Here is an 18,402-nt window from a genome sequence, read left to right on the forward strand (position 1 = left end):
TATCGCCCAAACGATATAACCCCGCCCGAGGACCTCGCCGCAGCAAAACGTTTTTTGCCCCTACCGCTCCTCTCGGAAGTAATTGTTGCCCAAATCTCCCGGAGGCTGGCTTTCTTTTCTCTTTTTATGCGTACTGATAATTACAATCAAAATCGTCGCAATATATGGAATCATATCCACCAAGTATTGGGAAATCCCAAGTCCCATAGCCTGGAATTTCAGACCCAGGATGGACAGTCCGCCGAAGAGCACGCCGCCGAAGAAACCTTTGATCGGATTCCATGCCACAAAGATTACCAGAGCCACCGCGATCCAGCCTCTGCCGTTGACAACGTCTTCCTGCCAGATGGGAATACGCACCAGAGAAAGGTACGCGCCGCCCAGCCCGCAAAGCGCGCCGCCGATGAGGATGTGCACATATTTATACAAGGTGATGTTGATACCGGAAGCATCCGCTGCCGCCGTGTTTTCCCCCATCGCTTTCAGGTTCATACCCATGCGGGTCTTATACATGTACACCGCTGCTACTGCGCAGACCACATAGCTCAAATACACGAACATATCCTGCTGGAAGAAAATCGGCCCTATAACCGGAATCTGACCCAGCACAGGAATCGTCACTTTGCTGAAAAAGGAAGTGATCGCAGATGGAGCCATGGAGCCCAGCAGCGGTTCGCCTACGAATTGAGCAAAGCCAGTGCCGAAGATGGTCAGCGTCAGTCCGGTAACAACCTGATTGGCCTTCAAGGTTACCGTCACGAATGCATAAATCATGGCGCCGCCGGCTCCCGCAAGGGCCGCCGAAAGCAGCGCGGCTCCAGGATTGGCTGTGTTCAGCCCCGTGTAAAAGCCCATAACTGCTCCCATGAGCATCATACCTTCCACACCCAGATTCATGTTTCCCGTTTTTTCCGTAATCAGTTCACCCACCGTCGCAAATACCAGAGGTGTTCCCGCTACCACGCACGCAGCCAGAAATTCAATCATAATTAAGCCACCTCCTTGGACGCTCTGCCGAAACGAACTCGGTACCGCATGAAAAATTCACTTCCCAGAACAAAGAACAAGACCAATCCCTGCACAATATCCGATACAGCGCTCGGAATGCCCAGAGCTATTTGGATGTATTCGCCGCCCTGAATCAGCATGGCAAAGACCACGCATACCAGCAGGGCGTATCCCGCATGAAGCTTGGAAAGCCATGCGGTAATGATGGCGGTAAATCCATAATTGTTGGCAATCGCCGCAACCAGCGTTTTTTCGATGGCCGATGCCTGCACCATGCCGACGATGCCGCAAAGACCGCCGGAAACCAGCATGGCAATGACGATAACCTTGCTGATATTCATACCCGCATAGCGGGCTGTTTCAACGCTTTCTCCAACAACTGTAATTTCGTATCCGACTTTAGTATGATTAATGAAGAAATATACAAACGCCGTCGCGATCAGCGCGAAAATCCAGCCGATATGCACGCCGCCCAAAGAAGGCAACACCGCATTGGAGGAGAACGTTGCGATTTTGGGAAATCCGTTGGCTGCAGGATCCATCCAGGGACCGTACTGAAGGTATGTAACGAATTTAATCGCCACATAGTTCATCATCAAGGTAAAGATGGTTTCATTGGTTCCCAGCTTGGCCTTGAAGATCGCCGGTATGAACGCCCAAATTCCGCCGCAGATGGCAGCCGCGATCACCATGAGCAGGATCATGACCGGCTGAGGCACGCTTTCGCCCAGATTAAGGGCTACCCATCCGGCTCCGAGAGCTCCCATCGTGATCTGGCCCTCACCGCCGATATTCCAGAATTTCATTTTAAAGGCGACGATAATTCCCATGGACGCGATGATCAGTGGGATCGCCTTAATGATCGTCTGCTTGATCCGAAGAGAAGTTCCAACCGATCCCAATACGATCTCCTTGAAAATATTAAACGGGTTAAGCCCGAAAATCAATAAAATGATGCCTGCAAAGACAATTGACAGCACCACCGCCAAGGCAGTGATGATAATCTCTTTTTTTCTAGGCAGGTCATCACGTTTTGTCACTCTTATAAAATCCATTACGCCAAAGCCTCCCCATCTTGTTTTCCTGTCATCAAAAGACCAATATCTTCTTTTGTCACTTCCGACGGCTTGACAATGCCTGTAATTTCTCCATGACAAAGCACGATCACCCGGTCGCACAGATCCATCAGCACGTCCAAATCTTCACCGACAAAGAGGACGCCTACGCCTCTCTCCTTCTGTTCGTTGAGCAGATCGTAGATCTTGTAAGAAGCTCCGATATCCAATCCTCGGACCGCATATGCCGTAATCAGGACCTTGGGCGCAGAATCGATCTCCCTGCCAAGGAGCACCTTCTGTACATTGCCGCCCGAAAGCTTTTTAACCGGCGTATAAATATTAGGTGTCTGGATATCCAGTTCTTTGACGATTTTTTTCGCCTTCTTTACGCACGGGCCCCGCTGAAGGATAATCCCCGGCTGATTCTGATAATCTTTTAGAATCATATTATGAACGATATCCATGGAGCCCACCAGTCCCATGCCCAACCGGTCCTCCGGAATAAATCCCATGCGGATCCCCAAACGGATAATATCCCGCGGCGTTTTTCCCACCAGATTTTCGCCTTCGAAGTAGATCCTGCCTTTTTCCGCTTTGGCCAGGCCGGCAATCACCTCGCACAATTCCTTCTGTCCGCTGTTGGCCACTCCTGCCACACCGACGATCTCGTGGGAATTCAAGGTAAAGCTCACATCTGAGAGGGCGTTTTTCCCTTCGCTGTCCAAAACGGTCACCTCGTCCATGTTCAACAGCGGACGTTTTTTATCAAAGCTTTTCTTTTCAATGGACAAATCCACTTTTTTGCCTACCATCATCTCAATCAGATTGGCGACTTTGACCGTTTCTGTCACCACGGTCTCGATGGACTGTCCTTTCCTGAGAACCGTAACCCGGTCGGAAATCTCCATAACCTCATTGAGCTTATGGGTAATGATGACCACCGAACATCCCTGTTCCTTCATATTGCGGATAACCCGAAAAAGTTTTTTAATTTCCTGCGGGGTCAGGACAGCAGTAGGCTCATCCATGATCAGGATTTTGGCGCCCCTGTATAAAACTTTGATGATTTCCAAAGTCTGTTTTTCTCCCACGGACATATCGTATACCTTTTTATCAGGATCGATATCCAGCCCGTATTGATCGGAAAGGTCCTTCACTTTTTTAGACAGGGCTTTTCCGCGGAGAAAAACATTAGTCGGCTGTCCGATGATGATGTTCTCTTTTGCAGTCATAACGTCGACCAGTTTGAAATGCTGATGAATCATGCCGATTCCCATGCGAATAGATTCCTTAGGCGAAGAAAAATGCACTTCTTCCCCGTTGATCTTGATGATACCCGAATCAGGGGTGTAGATTCCCGAGAGCATGTTCATCAGAGTCGACTTGCCTGCGCCGTTTTCTCCAAGCAAAGCATGGACCTCTCCGTGCCGCACGGACAAATTGATATTGTCATTGGCCTTGAGGGTTCCGAATGATTTGCTGATGTTCTTCATTTCGATTGCCAGTTCTTGCTGCACTGTTCGCCTCCAAAATAATGGTAAAATAGTATAAGGGGGACCTGACGGTTCCCCTCAATACAATAAGTTTATTTGTTTCTCATCGATGATTATTTGTTGGAAGTCGCTTTCACGCCTTCAACCTCGCCCTGAATCTTCCATACTTCTTCATCAGTTAAGGTCTGGCCTTCTTTGCACAAAGTCTTTCCGTTATTGTATTTGATTTCGCCGGAGAATACTTTGAATTCGCCTTTTGCCATCTTATCCTTTACTTCGTTGATCTGCTTCTGAGCATCTTCCGGTACTGCTGCACCCAGCTTGTCCAGACAGATCAGACCGCTTTCGATGGAGCCGTAGCTGCTGAAAGGCTTTGTTCCGGTCGGTTTAAAGCTTCCGTCTTTGATCGCCTTAAAGGTCGGTGTGAAGTAAGCGGACATATCCCAGTAAGGAGCTGTCAGGTAATTTTCGCCTGCAACATTGTTGTTGTAGTTCCAGCCGGTGGTGTAAATGCCTGCTTCTTTTGCAGCCAGCTGGGTTGCTGTTGAGTCAGCATGATAGGTCAGCACATCGCATCCGGCGCTGATCAGCTGTTCTGCCGCTGCTTTTTCGATTTCAGCATCGCCCCAAGTGTTGATGTAAACGACTTTTACTTCAACATCCGGATTGACTGCCTGTGCGCCCAGTGTAAAGGCATTGATGCCAATCTGCACTTCTGTGTAAGGATGAGCCGCTACATAACCCAGAACGTTTTTCTTGCTTGCCGCTGCTGCTGCCATGCCGGAAAGATATCTTGCTTCTTCCATGGAACCGAAGAAGTTTTCCATGTTCTTTTCATTCTGGTAAGGGCCTGAGAAGTGTAAGAAGGTAACATCATCATAGTCGCCGGAATTGGCCAGCTCGTTGAGAGCATCTCCGTATCCGAAGGAACACCCTACAATGATCTTGCATCCCTGGTCGATCAGGTTGGTGGCAGTGGTTTTTGCTCCCTGCGTATCACTGTCGCTTACGTTTTCTTTCTTAACCAGTTCCATTCCGTTTTCTTTGGCTGCCTTTTCCAGACCTTCGTTCATGCACTGAGTAAAGCCGCCGTCATTGATGGATCCGATAAAGATACATCCAACTTTTACCGCGTCCTTATCGCCTTCATCGCTGCTTCCGCCGCCGCATGCCGCGAAGCTGAAGACCATAACAAGCGCCAGTAATACTGCTAGTACTTTTTTCATGTTCTTTTTCTCTCCTTTGCGTAAATATAAGTAAATGAAATAAGATACACTCCATTATAGCCACTTCATAATTGGCTTGTAAAGTTATTTTGTCCAGAAAATCACAATTTTTTACACAAAAGCAATCGTTCCGTCATCAATCTTTTCGATGACTGCCAGCGATTCCAGGCGGAACCCTGCCTGCCGCAGTTTTTGACCGCCGCCCTGAAAGCCTTTTTCGATCACTGCGCCGATCCCCAGGACTTTTGCGCCCGCCTGCTGTACCAGCTGTGTCATTGCCAGCGCTGCTTGGCCGTGGGCGAGAAAATCGTCCAGAATCAGCACCCGATCCCCTTCATGAAGATATTTTTTAGCGACCCGAATGATAGAGACGGTTCCCTTGGTAAAGGACTTGGCTTCAGCACCGTAAAAGTCTTCCGTCATGGTGCTGGGCGTGGTTTTTTTTGCGAAAACCACAGGTGGATAGCCGAAATACGGAGCCGTCATACAGGCGATGCCGATACCGCTGGCTTCCACGGTCAAAATTTTATCCACTTCGATATCTGCAAAACGGCGGCGGAATTCTTTGCCGATCTCATCCATAAATTTAACATCGATCTGGTGGTTGAGGAACCCGTCCACTTTCACGATCCCGGTTCCGACAGCTTGTCCTTCTCGGATGATTTTATCCTTTAATGCTTCCATGCTCTGTCTCCTAAACTTTTTTTATATCCAAAACAACTCGTCCAACAATATCTTTTTTCTCAACCAGTCCTACCTCTTTGCTTCTGGAGTCTTTGGAGTTGACCCGGTTGTCACCGAGGACAAAATAGCAATCCTCCCGAACGGTCACCGGATATTCCATCGTCTCATCGGTGATGGCCGTAGCCGTGTAAACATAGTCTTCTTCTACCTTGGTTCCGTTGATGTACAGCCCGTCCTGTCTGCTGACATCCACCGTATCCCCGGCAGTAGCGACCACTCGCTTGATCAGCTTTTCCCCTTTTTTCGTTTTAAAGACGATAATATCCCCTTTTTCTATGTTTCTGGCCAAACGAAAAATAACGATCCGGTCGCCGCTGCAGAAATTGGGCTCCATGGAATTTCCTGTAATCCGCGGCACGCCTATAATCAAATTAAAAACAAGCAAAACCACAAGGAGCGCTGCCCCCGCTTCGAGGGCGAGCCACTTCCAGTTTCGCTTGAAAAGGTTTTCTTTTGAATCCTCGGGTTCTTTTTTTTTCGGTTTCTTTGGTTCTTCGTCTTTAAAAGCTGCATCAAGAGCCTCCCTTACCCATTTATCGGAAGACAGGCTCTCATTCATCTCAAGATTTATTTTGGGAGTTTGCTGCAAATCTTTCTTCAGATCAATCATCCGACTCTACCAGAACATCCTCTATATCTGTACTTGTATCCGTATAGCTCCTGGTGATCTCGTCCTTATCCTGGAAATACAGCTTACTTCTAATTCCTTCCAAAGCTTCTGTTACACTGCCAATATCGGACTTGACTTTCCCGAATTCGCCTTCTATGGTTTCAATATATGTACTATATTTATATTTCTGCTGCTGCAGTTTCTTTTCTTCCAGCTCCAGGTTTCTCCGCTCCTGCTCCATCCGGCTTTCAAGAGCTTTTTTCTGTTCTTCCATTTCAGCCTTCATGCGATTGATCTCCGCTCTAGCCATGGATTTTTCGTTCTGCATTTCGATTTCCAGATTGGCGCGCATGGTCTGTACTTCAGAATTAAAGTTTTCTCTGGCCTGCTGGACATTTTTGGCCAGGCTTTCCTGAACAGCTTTGACTTCAGCCTGGCTCTTGGCACGGGCTTCCTGAACTTCCTTGCGGACAGCCTGCTGCTCCGCTTCCAGTTCTTGTCTGACTCTCTGCTGTTTTCTTTCCAGCTCATGATTGACGCGCTCTTCCTTTGCCTTAAGCTGCGCGTTGACTTTATTTTGTTCAGCGGCCAATTCTTCCCGAACACGATTCTTTTCAGCAGCCAGTTCTTCGCGTACTTTTTTCTTTTCTGCTTCCAGCTCTTCCCGAACCCGATTCTGGTCTGCCTCCAGCTGTGCATTGACTTTACTCTGTTTTGTTTCTAGTTCTTCGTTAATCTTCTTTTCTCTTGCTTCCAGGTCTGCCTGAACTTTTTGCTGTCTCGCTTCCAGTTGTTCGGTAATGCGCTTTTGTTCCGATTCCAGCTGAACCCGGATGCGCTTTTGTTCAGCTTCCAATTCTGCGTTAACCTGAGCCCGCTTCTCATTGATCTGTCTTTCTGCCTCAGCCCACGCAGCTTCGATCTGCATCTGAGACTTGGCCTTTGCCATCTGCATATCTTCTTCGGCCTGTTCTTTCTGCGCTTTGAGCAGAATTTCGCTCTCTGCTTTATCGGCCTCTATTTTGTCACGCAGCGCCTTCATTTCCATTTCAAAACGGCTTCTGGACGCTTGCGCCTCTTTTTCAAACTCTTCCCGTTCCTGCTGCAGTTCTGTCTGTGTCCGTACCTTTTCAGCTTGGAGCTGCAGCCTCTCTTCTTCCTGCTTCTTTTCTTCTTCAGCCAGCTGCGCTCTGCCCTCTTCCAACATCTGGGTAACTTCCGCCCTAGCTCTAGAAACAATCTCGTTGCTGTTTTTCTTCGCTTCCATCATCATGTTGATATAAACATCGTTGTTGGCTTCATATTTTTGCAGTCTCTGCTGAATTTCTTTCATTTTGATTTCAGCTTCCTGCTCAGCCTGACGCTTACTTTCGGCAATCCGCTGTTCCATGGAGGTCTTTTCCGCCTGCATCTGTTTCTGTAAAACCTGTATTTCTGAATCGAATGTCTGCTCCAGCTGAGCGATATTCGATTCATATAAGTTGCAGAGGTCCTGCATGCTCGCATAGACCGCCTCTTTTGCGAAGCCTCCGTCGGCGTCTTTTTTTATGTTCATATTCTGAAGCAACTTGATAACTTCTTCTTTTCTCTTGCTTGCGATTTCGTTTCTATCCATACCTAGCCTCTTTCTGATTTTCAGTTATAGATTTTCTCATTTGTATCCATTCAGGTCCGCAGTGTCCTGAAAATGGTTCAGACAGATTTATTATAACATTTTATTTTCTATTTGTCTCCACATAATTTATACCCTTTAAATTATAAGGATTCTGCCATGAAAGTCAACCGCTTTTACGCTTATCGCCTCCTTCTGACTTTATATTTAGTGCGGCCGTCTCCTTGTTTCATCAGGCTGGCTGGCCGCCGCTTACACTAATTTGCGCAAAAATAGGGCATTTTTATTATGGTAAACCAATTAACACTTCGTGATATTGTGCGAAAAAAAGAGGCTGATCCCATTCATCCTTTGATGCGGCAGCCCCTTTTCTTCGTCTATATTTGAATGTATAATTACACCTCAAAGTCAAAACCTTCTTTAAAGGTTTTCTTCATATATTTCGGCGTTTTCCAGATACACGAAAGCCCTTTGGGAAACGAAACGAGGGTGCCGGGTGTCAGCATCAGTTCTTCACCATTTACAGTAACAATGGCCTCACCCTCTACGATATAGCTGGCTTCTTGCTCTTCCACCAGCCACTCTTCTTCCAGAGGTTCCTCATCAATCAGAACTTCCCACTGATCGGCGCCGATCCGAACCGCTTCCTCAGCTGTAATTTTTTTCACTTTGATATCTTTAATTGTCAATTCTCTTTCTCCTTTCTTGCTTGCTATTATAACTCCATGGCCATGGCCCTGACCGGGGAGCCGTCCGCTCCTTCCAGCTTTAACGGCGCGCCGATAAAAAACACCTCATCCGGCAGCTGCGCCGCATGGACCAGGCCGAGGATGCACGGAATTCCCGCCTTCTGGAATACATAGTCCGGCAGCTCCAGGCCTTCCGGAACCACATCCATCCCATCCCGGGGATCACCGAACATGGGAGCATCGATGGCAAAGGCCTTGATCTTTTTTTCTTTTAGATAATTGGCCGATTCTACCGTAATAAATGGGCTTTCCCAGGTATAATTAGCCTCCTTAATCCGTTTATCCCATCCAGTGGCGATGATGCAGATGTCGCCTTCTTCCAGCCGGTCAGCTCCTGCGGCTTCCAGCATTTCCGGTGTAATCCCGTAAAAAGGCTGCTCCTTGCACGCAAACCGCAATACTCTGGCATGACCCGCTATTTTCTCCAGTGCCACCTGATCTGCGCATTCCCCATCATCCCACCAGTGCTTGCCACACTCCAGATGGGTTCCGGTGTGGGATGTTAAGATATGTTCTTTGGTGATATATCCATTGCCTTTGACCGTAGCCAGGTATTTTGTCCGATAGGGAACATAGGGCGTTCCGTAATACCACAGCTCTTCATTGACTGTGGCTGACAAATCATAGATTTTCATCTTTATTGCTCTCCTTTATTCTCAAAATTTCGCAGCAGGCTCCGGGAAACAAGAAGCCTGCCGCATAAAAGGTCTATGTATAGAAATAAACTGATTGTTTATTCATACCTCATTTCTGTGCCCGGGTCCAGCGGATAAACCGGCCTTCTGATGTTCTTAAAGTCTCCGATCTTTGTCACATCCGGATTGGTCACGCCGATACTGTCGATGGTGATAAATTTATCGGCCATCTCTTTGAAAACCATTTGATAAGCTTCTCCCAGCCCTTTTCCGACAAGGACTTTGTAAGCCGTTGCGTCCATATTCAGATACTTGAAAACATTGATGCTTTCTGTGGATGTTTTATGCTGGGTCACCACAATATGAATACCCTTAAAGTCTACCACCGCGATTCTGCCCGGGTTCTGCAGGTCCTCTTCATTCCAGCATACAAGGGGGATTTTGCCTTCATATAATTTAACAACCGTTCCTTCCACTTGGATGGGATCACCGTGCTTGTTGTCAATCTTTCCGCCCAGCAGGCCGGAAACGGCATTTCCTTCTCCAGCCTGGAACGCCAGCGCAACAAATTCAGGATCGAAAATGGTCATAACCGCTGCCGAATCAGCGCCTTCCTCAAGCAGCCGGCTCAGTATGTAGGTACCGTCAGCCGGGCCTCCGCCCATCGGATCGTCGGCTTCATCGACGAAAAAGCACAGCTTCTCAGTCTGTTCGGCTATTTTCAGAGCATCTTTGACCGAAACCGTTTCCACGAAAAAGGTTTCCTTTTGCTGCCAGAAGTAATCTGCCATTTCAGCTGCGATTTCATTTGCCCGCTGTTCCTTATCCGCCTGCGCCACGACAACTGCCGAAGCTCCCGTATTTACCGTGTCCGACCCATAATAGCCGGCAAAAGGCGAAACGTTGATGATGCCGTTTTCCTCTTCATATTGGAATGCTTTTTCGATCACCGGCTTCATCGCTCCGATGGCCGTGTCCGTGGATATGGCCGGAAGCAAAAGCGGCGGCTGGGCATAAGTACAATAAGTTTTTACTTCTCCTTTTAAGGTGCGTCCCATCAGTGCGGCTGCTTCCTGTTCCCGCTCATACATATCGGCATGTGGCTGAGTATTGTAGCCGAACAGTCCATTTACCGTCTGGATCATTGCCGGCGATACATTAGCATGCAAGTCGTGCACGGTCATCATTGGGATCTCATTGCCCACAATCTCCCTGACGGCGGTCAGAATAGCGCCTTCGCAATCCGGAACTTCTTCCGAAACAATCGCCCCGTGTAAATGGAGCAGAATTCCATCCACCTTTTCTCTTTTTAACGGCTCGCAAAATTGCGCTTTTATATGTTCATAGGTTTCTTTTTTTACCGGGCCTGCCGGTACTGCCATCGCTGCTACCAACGGCAGGATTTCCCACTTCTGATCTTCGGCATAATCGATAAATCCTCCGAGAATCCGGCGATCATGGCGGTGCCTCTCAATTAGATTTCCGCTTTCGGTATAAATCATTTCCTTGAATTTTTCCAGGCCAATGGTTTCCACACTAAAGCTGTTACCTTCATGGATAAATCCACCAATTGCAATTTTCATAATAAATCTCCCTTCTTTACTTTTCCGTTTTTGATAATCTCTTAAATTCGTGTGCCAGGCAGATGACTGCGATGATGCATGCTAGTGCATCCGCGAAGGGCTGTGCCATCCAAACGCCATTGAGGCCGAACAGCTTTGGAATCACAAACAGCATCGGCACTGCAAAAATCAGCACTCTGGTTGTTGAATTGAGGATAGCCAGCTTGTTGTTTTCGATCCCGATATAGTAGCCGCCAACCAATGTGGAAACATTGCCGAAGGCAAACATTAGGATATAAATTCTCATGGCGCTGACGGTGATGTCGGTCAGTTCACCCGCATCTCCTGCGAAGAAGCTTACGCACGGCCGGGCTGCTATGAGAATGATCACCTGCAGGGCCAGCAGCACGAGAAAACTCTGGCCGACGCCGGTCTTTAACAGCTGTTTGATTCTTCCGTTTTCATTGGCCCCGTAGTTGACGCTGGCAATGGGCTGGATACCGGCTGTCAGCCCGGTGGTCAGACAGTTCATGACGTAAACGATATATGCGTTAAAAATACCGAAGGCCGCGATATGCAGGTCATTGCCGCCATAAGCGATCAGCTGCCTATTGATGATGACCGTTGTAATAAGCGGACAAAGGTTGAAGAGGAACATGGGAAAACCGATCTTGATTGATTCCCAAATGTAATCAAATCTGATTTTCAAATCCCGTTTTCTTAACTTGAAAGGATTGGCGGTCCCCTGCAAATAAGGAATCAACAGAACCGTACCGGCAACGCCGATTATAAAATCAGTAGCCGAAGCTGCGGTTTCAATATGCAGCTTAAAGACCATGATGTATTCCACAAGGATGGCCGCCAAGCCGGAAGCAACAAAGATGATCGCCGCCATACGGGGCTTTTCCGCCAGCCGGCAGAAATAGTAGCCAATCTGGCCGAGAACGCTCAGAGGCAGAAATGAGAAAAACACCAGCCCATAAGCCCGGGCGTATGGCAGAATGGCATCTGTCGCGCCTAAGAATCTCAACAGCGGATTGAGGAAAAGGATGGACAGAATTCCGATTACCACTGTCAGAATTAAGGCGAATAAAAGGGTGCTGCCATAGACGTTTCTTGCTTCATCCCGTTTCCCCTGCCCCAGTTTGATACCGGCCAGGGTCGATGCTCCCACGCCGAACATGGCGCACAGTCCCATGCAGAAATACATCAGTGTAATACAGACCGCAATTGCTCCCAGAGCCAATTCCCCTACAGCGTTGCCCATAAAGTACCCGTCGATAATGACGGCCAGACAGGAGAACATAACACCTGCCACCGAAAGCAGCGCATACTTCCAAAATAGTTTAGGCACATGGCCTGTCAGCAGTTCACTGTTTTCATTTTTTAATACAGTTTCAGACATTTTCATTATCTCCTTTAAATTTATGAAGGATTAGAAGCTAAAAAAGATATACCTTTTACACTTAAAAGTATATCTTTATCTGAATATTTTATAAATTGTCTAAAAGAATCGAAATTTCCCGATCCATGCTCCTTTTAGATAGGTCAATGGTCTTTTTTGCTACTTTTCACTTGGCGAAAAAGACCATTATTCCTGCGAAGCGATAAGTTTGATCAACTCACCCCGGCTGGACACCTGGAATTTAGAGAGAATGCTGTAAACATGCTTTTTGGCCGTTGAGCTTGAAATGTAAAAGATTTCGCTTAGATCATCGTTGGAATAGCCTTTTAGCACATAGGGTATGATTTCCTTCTCCCGTCCGGAGAGTTTTTGGTAAGCCTGCATAGTCTTGAAATCCATAAAGCGATTTTGCTGTTCAATGAGCAGATAGCCGATGATACTTTCCATATGGCCGATGAACAAATCTAAAATGTAGAGTTCCCGATCCGACAAGGGCCCGTTCATTTCATCCCGAAACAAAGTTATACAGCTTATAAGCCGGTTTTCCAATTTAATAGTCAGGCCGCCGCCGTACTTTTTCCCCTGGGGGGCCAGCCATTCCCGATAGATCGTTGTTTTCTGTTTCTGCTCTTCATTGATGAGATCGGTATCGCGGTAAGAAGTCGATTTGGGAAAGCTGAGAATTTCATTGGTATAGTCCTGATCCGCATATTTTTCATTATATTCCCTGATACTGCTGGCCGGTAAATTGATGCCTGCATATTGCTGCTCCCGCACGGTAAAACCATTATCGATTATGGTGAACGCAGCAGAACGAAACGGTATCAATTTGCGAATCAGCAGCAGAAAGGTCTCTCCAAACTGCTTGAGATTTTTCGCCGCATAAATCTCTTTTATAATGTCGTTGATCAGCAGCCATTCTTTTTCTGTCAGCATGTATACAACCTCCCAAAATGTGATTGTTTTATTATATCACGCTTTACCGGTTTCTTATCCAAGTTCCGTATCAAAAATTACCCCTTGGCTGGTTTATCAGGCCTGCATGGCCGCCTTTCCTTTTTTGTATCTCATATAACCGGCATAGAAGACAATTCCGGCCAACATCAGGATGCCGCACAAATCGTACGCTGCCGCATAGCCTGCCCGGTCAATGACTGCCCCGCCAACAATTGGGCCAATGCCCTGCATAATGTCCGGCCCCAGATAATAGGTGCTGCTTGCCACGCCGACCCGATCCTGGGAAACGGAAGTCATGCACTGGGACTGAAGAGAGGGCTGCCCGGCGCCCTGCCCCAGTGCTTTTAGCGCCGCCGCAGCCAGGAACATGGCCATACACCCGGCATTTCCCAGGATGAACATGCTGACAGCCCCGACCAGATACGCCGGATAGAGAATGACCGCCAAGCCCTTTTTATCATAAATCCTTCCCGCAAAGAGCCTGGACAGCAGAATGAAAGCCGCGCTCACGGTAAAGTAGATGGAAATGTCGTCGATTCCTTTCGTCTCGCTGTAAAGTGCGATAAATGTGTATTCGATACTATTGGCAAAGGAAAAGAGTCCTGCAAGAAAAGCAAAGACGATCACTTCTGTGGCTATAAACTGTTTTAAAGAAAGTCTGCGGCCCGCCGGCTGCGGCAGAGCTTTGCTCTCCTGGATTTTCTCTGATTCAGCATCTGGCGTTTCCCTTTGTTCTTGATTGGCAACAAACAGGATCAGCAGTGTTGCCGCGGCGGACATGACTGCAGCAATGAAAAAACTGTTTATGTATCCGTAGGTTGTTCCGATTTTCAGTCCCATTCCGGGGGCAAAGGCTATGGCAATAATAGGCCCGATACCGAAGAATCCGATTCCCTGGCCCATCTTCCCCTTCGGTATATATCGGGTTACCAGCACCAAAGAAACCGTCGTATCAACGGCAAAGAAAATTCCGTGCACCACTCTTACGAAAAACAACCCTGAAAAACTGCTGAACACGGCATATCCGCAGCAGGCAGCGGTGATGATGGCGCCCGCTGCCAGATATAGTCTCTTTTGATTCATCTTATCCGCCGCAATGCCGCTCAGGGGCCTGAAAATCAGCGCCGTGATGGAGAAGCACCCTGACAGGACACCGGCCAGCGTAACGCTCATCCCCAAACCGGTCACATATTTGGGGAGCACCGGATTGATCATATTGAAGCTGGTAAACAAAAGCGTGTTGATGATCATCAGCAATATATAGTTTTTGTTAAATATTTTTTCTTCTTCCATTTTATAAACAACTTCCTTCCTGTCTTCCATTATGCACGCTTCTTGGTCAGGATGGCAAATACTTTTCCCTGAAATATAGATCCTTCACTAATTGGAAAAGATAAAATAGTCAGGTTGCACATCCGTATAGTCCCGATTTTATTTGCTTCCCCGGTGATTCTATTATAAAATAAACAGAACAGGGTAAGTAACGTTTTACCCAATTCTTTATCAGAGGTAATCTTATGAAAATCATCAACTATTTATTGCAAACGCTGGGGAGCACGGTAAAAAACATCCATATAAAAAACGATCTGCGTACAATCCCGGTCCAGATTGTGCTCCTGGACAGAAATACGCCGATACCCGCAGACAGCATTTGCATAGGAACCATTAATGAAATCGCCGCTGTCATGAAACATTATGAGATTCCCAAGAGTGTGGTTTTTTTTGCGCCTTTGGAGGAACAGGCTCAGTCCGCTGCCGCACCGGCGGTCAGCTTAGTCGAAACCACGCTGAATTTGATTCCTCTATACAATAAACTGAACCAGGCATTGCTTTCCCTGCGAAAGGCTTTTCCCCAAGGAGGCTCACTGGAATCATCCTTTGATGTCTTTTTCCGCAATATCGTCTCCAGGGAGCTTTCCTATGAAGATGAAATCAAATCCGGTTTGTACGAGCTGCCCTTCCAATCGGCAGAAGCGTATAATCTATTTGTCATTGAAGCCTCAGACCCAGGCCGTTTTCAAAGTGCTCCCGAAGAAATCAAAGCTGATCTTAGGAACGCTTTTCCGACTTCCAATGTGACGTTGTTTTCCAACCGGGCGGTCGTCATGTATCACAGCCCCGGTCGATCGATCCACCTGGCGGTGGAAAGACAGGAAGCGCTGCAATCCATTTTGGAAAAATACGACGCTTATGCCGGGATCAGCAACCATACCCGCAACTTTGAAATGATTCGCACGGAATATCTGATTGCTAAACGAATTTTGTCCATTGCCAGAAAAATGTTCCCGGATTCGGGAAAACGGATTTTTACCCAGGAAGAGTATGGAACCTACTTTATTTTAGATTTGTGCTACCGCCAGTACGAGCAGATCTGCCACCATGATAATGTCCTCTATTTAACCCATCCGGGTCTTGCAGCTTTGATTCGTTATGATACGGAGCATAACACCAATCTGCGGGAAATTTTGCTGTGCTATCTCCTGCACGATCGCAATTTGACCAAAACATCGCAAATTCTCTTTATGCACCGCAACACCACCATGAATAAGATCAATCGAATTGTAGAAATCGTGGAGGATGATCTTGAAGATCCTTTAATCCGGCAGCGCCTGCTCTTTTCCTGCATGCTCTATGACTATTATGAAAAGTATAAGCAGAAATCCTTTAAACTGCTGCCTGTACTGGAAACGGACGGGAACAAAACACCATAACGCCTGGAAGAAAAAACGTATGCATGTCTGTCAATATGAATTTTATCGATATTTCCTGAATAATAACAAAAGAGACTGACACTTTTCAGCCTCTTTTTTCTTCTATATAACTTTTTTCTCCTTTAAGGCCTGCAGTTCCTCATCGGAAAGTCCCAGGATCCCTTGATACACTTCCTGGTTGCTTTCTCCCAGTCCCGGAGAAGGTTTATAGGGAACATGGTTTTCCGACATCCTGGACGCAAAGCCGGGGACCACCAGTTTGCCTCTGTCTTTGGTCTCCAGCTCCACCATCATACCCCGTTTTCGCAGGTACGGATCCTTGGTAATGTCATCACAGTCAAGCACTGCTCCAGCCGGGATATCCGCTTTGCAGAGAATATCCATCGCCTCCTGTTTGGTGTGCTGGCCGGTCCATTCTTCAATAATTGGATCAAGCACATCTTTATATTGGAATCTGGAGCGCGGCGTGGCAAATCGTTCGTCTTCCAGCAGATCCGGTCTGCCGATGATCCGGCACAGATTGGAAAAATGCTTGCTGCCCGGGTGTCTGGAGCAGTAGATATGTACATAATCGTTTTCGCCGAACGGTTTGCACGGATACATACCGGCCGGTCCCACATCCTCCAGCGGCATGCCGTTGCCCACTCTTTTCGGCGGTCTGCCTTCCCGGTAATAGGGCTCCCAGCTGGAACGTCCGAATGCGATGACCACATCCTGCATGGCCACTTCAATTCTCTGTCCGACTCCGGTCCGTTCTCTTTGCAGCAAGGCCGCGATCATGGACATGGCGCACATATAACCGGCTCCCGAGTCCGCCAGATTCAATCCGGATTGGAGAGGCTTTCCTCCCGGAAATCCGGTAATAGCAGGCATTCCTCCCACTGCCGTAGCAATGGGGTTGAAGGCAGGATAATCCTTATAGGGGCCATCCATGCCAAAACCTTTGATCTGGGCATAGATGATCTTCGGGTTGATCTCCTTGCACTTATCATATCCCAGCCCCAGCTTCTCGATGGAGCCCGGTCCCATGTTCTCGACAATGGCATCGGCTTCTTTCAGCAGTTGGTAGATCAAGTCCAGCCCTTCCGCGCTCTTGAGATTACATGTAATGGATTTTTTATTCATGTTAACAAGGATAAACCCCACCGAATCCTGATCCGGCTCTGCAATGGAGTACCGCCCCAGCTCGCCGGTTCCCGGACGCTCTACCTTCCAGACTTCCGCGCCCATCCAGGCCAGCGTTTCCGTACAAACCGTGCCCGATTCAAATTGTGTCAAATCCAATATCTTATATCCTGTTAAAGGTCCTGTTTCTGTCATCTTTTTTCTCCCTTCCCGATGATTCGATCCTGTAAGAATGTTTCCACTGCTTCGGTCATTGTTTCCTGGTTCCATTTTCTCGCATCCACTGGATCCGCTCTCAGCTGGAGCACGGGGATTCCCGCATCCTCCAGCCGTTTGGTAATGAAGTAAGAGCCTTCTACCGCCTGCATGCAGTTTTCCGGAACCAGATAAACAACACCGTCAATTTTATTATGCCTGGCCTCTGAGACAAACCATTGGGCATTCCAGGGCGGCATATGGAGAAAGTCCTCCATGCCGATAAACCTGGCTGCAAGGGCCCGCAGCGGATCATCTTCCACGTGGTTTCGGATATATGCGTCTGCCCCCATAGCCAGATACATGGACCAAATGAACGCGGCGCCGTATTTTTTTTCAAAATATTGATAAAAGCCCAAATTAAACCAGAGCCCTCTGCCGATCCACATCAGCCGTATTTTTTCATTGGGGCATGCTTTGTGACCGGTATCCACCATGGCCTTGATTTCTTCGTAAAATTTTCGGGCATGATCGGCAGCCCATTGGGTTCCCCGCTGCCACTGGGCCTGCATCACTGCATTCACCGTATCGGCAATGGTAACCGGGGCCGGCACTGTATCAGCAATTAAATCCCGCGCCTTTTTATAATAACCTTCCTGCTCATTAATCAAATTCATGACTTTAATCAGCTGATTTTCATCAAACATTCGTCCGGTTTCCATTTCCAGAAAGCGAATGAATCCTTTCAGCTCCTCCACAGCCGCATCCAGGCGCTCGCTCTCATAAAGCTCTTCCCAGTTGTCCGGAGCTTTTTCCCACCAACGGTCCGGGGCAATGGTGGGGATGGTATTTTCGATGGGATAAAACTTGGCGCCGTATTTTTGGGCCAGCAGCTCGAAGATTCTTCCCTGGCTGTCGCAGGTCAGACGAGTGATGGCCAGGGTGGGCCTTGGAAGCCCTCCCCACGGTCCCTGCTCCGGTACCGGGTCCATGCTTCCAGCAAAAGCGGTGGCGCAATAGCTGCACAAGTCGTCCCGGTAACCGTTTTCCCGAAGGAAGTTAAAGTAACGCGGAGACATCTGTTTGGCGGAGCAAATGGCCGCCCACCATTGATTAACAACAAATGGTATATCCATAGCCCTTAGAATTTCCAGCGGCACATCCGCATTGATGTAAGCAAAGGGTTCTCCGCCGGCGACACGATCCTGCAGTCCGAAAAACCATTCTTTCTGATATTTGCTGGCTGTTTTTGCAGCCTCCATACTTTTAACGGATCTCTGTCCTTTCATCGGCTTTTTTTCTTCCGACATAC

16 protein-coding genes are annotated in these 18,402 nt (G+C 47.8%); 1 reads left to right on the forward strand and 15 read right to left on the reverse strand.

The genetic code is table 11. From position 1 onward, the window contains the following. Nucleotides 1-60: 60 nt before the first annotated feature. The 13 genes from LG211_RS15750 to LG211_RS15810 all read right to left on the reverse strand — a co-directional run bounded on the left by LG211_RS15750 (nucleotide 61) and on the right by LG211_RS15810 (nucleotide 14,382). A complete protein-coding gene (locus tag LG211_RS15750; RefSeq protein ID WP_148398777.1) occupies nucleotides 61-987 on the reverse strand; it encodes an ABC transporter permease in 927 nt (308 codons plus the stop codon). Between the two features lie 2 nt (nucleotides 988-989). Further along, nucleotides 990-2,063, reverse strand: a complete 1,074-nt coding sequence (locus LG211_RS15755; RefSeq protein WP_148398779.1) for an ABC transporter permease — start codon at nucleotides 2,061-2,063, stop codon at nucleotides 990-992. Further along, nucleotides 2,063-3,583: an ABC transporter ATP-binding protein gene (locus LG211_RS15760; protein ID WP_336246079.1), complete on the reverse strand. Its 1,521-nt coding sequence runs from the start codon at nucleotides 3,581-3,583 to the stop codon at nucleotides 2,063-2,065. Before LG211_RS15760 ends, LG211_RS15755 begins: the two co-directional genes overlap by 1 nt. Nucleotides 3,584-3,672: 89 nt before the next feature. Continuing rightward, a complete protein-coding gene (locus LG211_RS15765; RefSeq protein WP_148398781.1) occupies nucleotides 3,673-4,785 on the reverse strand; it encodes a BMP family ABC transporter substrate-binding protein in 1,113 nt (370 codons plus the stop codon). Nucleotides 4,786-4,896: 111 nt separating this feature from the next. Further along, nucleotides 4,897-5,469, reverse strand: coding sequence for a xanthine phosphoribosyltransferase (locus LG211_RS15770; protein WP_148398783.1), 573 nt, complete (start codon nucleotides 5,467-5,469; stop codon nucleotides 4,897-4,899). A 10-nt stretch (nucleotides 5,470-5,479) separates the two neighbouring features. After that, nucleotides 5,480-6,139, reverse strand: coding sequence for a signal peptidase I (gene lepB, locus LG211_RS15775; RefSeq protein WP_269477963.1), 660 nt, complete (start codon nucleotides 6,137-6,139; stop codon nucleotides 5,480-5,482). Then, nucleotides 6,132-7,754: a coiled-coil domain-containing protein gene (locus LG211_RS15780; RefSeq protein ID WP_269477964.1), complete on the reverse strand. Its 1,623-nt coding sequence runs from the start codon at nucleotides 7,752-7,754 to the stop codon at nucleotides 6,132-6,134. Before LG211_RS15780 ends, lepB begins: the two co-directional genes overlap by 8 nt. A 392-nt stretch (nucleotides 7,755-8,146) precedes the next feature. Next, the gene (locus LG211_RS15785; RefSeq protein ID WP_253020251.1) at nucleotides 8,147-8,440 is read right to left on the reverse strand and encodes a cupin domain-containing protein; all 294 of its coding nucleotides are present in this window, start codon (nucleotides 8,438-8,440) and stop codon (nucleotides 8,147-8,149) included. 26 nt (nucleotides 8,441-8,466) lie between these two features. Continuing rightward, nucleotides 8,467-9,135: a cyclase family protein gene (locus tag LG211_RS15790; RefSeq protein ID WP_148398791.1), complete on the reverse strand. Its 669-nt coding sequence runs from the start codon at nucleotides 9,133-9,135 to the stop codon at nucleotides 8,467-8,469. Between the two features lie 98 nt (nucleotides 9,136-9,233). After that, the gene (locus LG211_RS15795; RefSeq protein ID WP_269477965.1) at nucleotides 9,234-10,718 is read right to left on the reverse strand and encodes a M81 family metallopeptidase; all 1,485 of its coding nucleotides are present in this window, start codon (nucleotides 10,716-10,718) and stop codon (nucleotides 9,234-9,236) included. Between the two features lie 16 nt (nucleotides 10,719-10,734). Then, entirely contained in the window at nucleotides 10,735-12,102 is a 1,368-nt protein-coding gene (locus LG211_RS15800; protein ID WP_269477966.1) for an MATE family efflux transporter, read from the reverse strand. Nucleotides 12,103-12,288: 186 nt separating this feature from the next. Then, nucleotides 12,289-13,038 (reverse strand): helix-turn-helix transcriptional regulator, encoded by a 750-nt coding sequence (locus LG211_RS15805; protein ID WP_269477967.1) that lies wholly within the window; start codon nucleotides 13,036-13,038, stop codon nucleotides 12,289-12,291. A gap of 96 nt (nucleotides 13,039-13,134) precedes the next feature. After that, nucleotides 13,135-14,382 (reverse strand): MFS transporter, encoded by a 1,248-nt coding sequence (locus LG211_RS15810; RefSeq protein WP_269477968.1) that lies wholly within the window; start codon nucleotides 14,380-14,382, stop codon nucleotides 13,135-13,137. A 194-nt stretch (nucleotides 14,383-14,576) separates the two neighbouring features. On the opposite strand from LG211_RS15810, the gene LG211_RS15815 reads away from it, so the two are divergent. After that, nucleotides 14,577-15,770 carry a PucR family transcriptional regulator gene (locus LG211_RS15815; RefSeq protein ID WP_269477969.1) on the forward strand — a complete coding sequence of 398 codons (1,194 nt, stop codon included), beginning with the start codon at nucleotides 14,577-14,579 and terminating at the stop codon, nucleotides 15,768-15,770. A 102-nt stretch (nucleotides 15,771-15,872) separates the two neighbouring features. On the opposite strand, the gene LG211_RS15820 is transcribed toward LG211_RS15815, so the two are convergent. After that, entirely contained in the window at nucleotides 15,873-17,090 is a 1,218-nt protein-coding gene (locus LG211_RS15820; protein WP_253020256.1) for a CaiB/BaiF CoA transferase family protein, read from the reverse strand. Continuing rightward, nucleotides 17,087-18,400: a 2-hydroxyacyl-CoA dehydratase subunit D gene (locus tag LG211_RS15825; RefSeq protein WP_269477970.1), complete on the reverse strand. Its 1,314-nt coding sequence runs from the start codon at nucleotides 18,398-18,400 to the stop codon at nucleotides 17,087-17,089. The genes LG211_RS15820 and LG211_RS15825 overlap by 4 nt, the downstream gene beginning before the upstream one ends. Nucleotides 18,401-18,402 lie beyond the last annotated feature (2 nt).

It is taken from the genome of Hominibacterium faecale (genome assembly GCF_020734085.1).
In the GTDB taxonomy this organism is placed as follows: Bacteria; Bacillota; Clostridia; order Peptostreptococcales; family Anaerovoracaceae; genus Hominibacterium; species Hominibacterium faecale.